Below are 1303 nucleotides of genomic sequence, written 5' to 3'. Positions count from 1 at the left end.
GGACCTGGCCCCCGTTAGGTAGACACCTGATATCCAGCCCGGTTGGGTTGGGAAGAAAGGTAATCTACCACCATGCCTAGGTACTCCGAACAGTTCAAACGTGATGCTGTGGCCCTCTACGAAAACAATGAGGACCTCTCACTTCACACGGCTTCAGCAGAGCTAGGAATCAATCGTTCTTCACTTTATTCCTGGCTTAAGCAGTACGGCACCGGCAAACGTGCCCACTCGAAAAACATGCGTGATAAAGCTCAGGCGACGACTGATTCTGAGCGGATCCGCCAGCTAGAAAACGAAAACGCAAAGCTGCGTGAAGAACGCGACATCCTGCGCAAGGCCGCGAAATATTTTGCCGAAGAGACACGCTGGTAATCCGCTTCCAGTTTGTCTATGACCACCGAACCGAATACTCGGTTAAGCGGATGTGCCACGTGTTAAAGCTCAATCGCTCCTCGTTCTACAAATGGGTGCAAACCCGCGAAAAACGCAGGTTAAAGATGTGTTCCGATGCCCTTATTGGTGCAAAAATCAAGACCACTTTTGATGATGAGCACGGGCTTTATGGTGCTAAACGCATCGCTGCGAGCCTCAACAGTGATACGGATTTCGGCCCGATCAATCACAAGAAGGTCGCACGCATCATGAAATCCATGGGGCTTAAAGGCTTTACCAAGCGCCGCCGATGTGTCACTACCAGGCGTAAGCCTGGTCACCGCGTCATGCCAGATTTAGTGGGCCGCAAATTCACCGCTGACAGGCCAAACCACGTCTATGTTGGCGACATTACGTACCTGCCGTGTAAGGGTGGCAAAAACATGTACCTTGCCACGGTCATCGACGTCTACTCTCGCAAACTTGTCGGTCATGCACTAGCCGATCACATGCGGGTATCGCTGGTTATCGAAGCTTTGTCTCATGCCAGAAAGGTCCGCGGAAGCCTTAAAGGGGCAATTTTCCATTCCGATCACGGCAGTGTGTACACCTCACAGGCATTTAGGGACCACTGCGCTCAGCTTGGTGTGCGCCAATCCATGGGAGCAGTGGGAACGAGTGCCGATAATGCCCTAGCAGAATCCTTTAACGCCACCTTAAAGCGTGAAGTACTGCGTGATAGGAAACTCTTTGAAAGTCCAATCAGCTGCCGCCAGGAAGTCTTCCGATGGTGCATGCGCTACAACACGCGCAGACGGCACTCCTGGTGCAACCTTCTAGCCCCCGATGACTTCGAAGCGCTTAATTCAGCTACACTGACCCAAGCAGCATAGCTAACCCCCGACGTGTCTACTTTCCGGGGGCCAGGCCC

At 52.7% G+C, this 1303-nt stretch carries 1 protein-coding gene; it reads left to right on the top strand.

The annotated features are described in order from the left end of the window. Positions 1–72 precede the first annotated feature (72 nt). Positions 73–1265, top strand: a protein-coding gene (locus tag RAE04_RS11680) for an IS3 family transposase (protein ID WP_156794336.1) whose coding sequence is annotated in 2 segments (ribosomal slippage) — positions 73–355 and positions 355–1265 — 1194 coding nt in all. Because the reading frame shifts where the segments join, the coding sequence is not laid out codon by codon here. The last annotated feature ends 38 nt before the right edge of the window (positions 1266–1303 follow it).

Origin of the sequence: Corynebacterium sp. CTNIH16 (assembly GCF_032821655.1) — a bacterium.
Classification (GTDB): domain Bacteria; phylum Actinomycetota; class Actinomycetes; order Mycobacteriales; family Mycobacteriaceae; genus Corynebacterium; species Corynebacterium marquesiae.
Note: the sequence above shows the minus strand (reverse complement) of the source record. Positions and strands in the feature narration are given on the sequence as shown.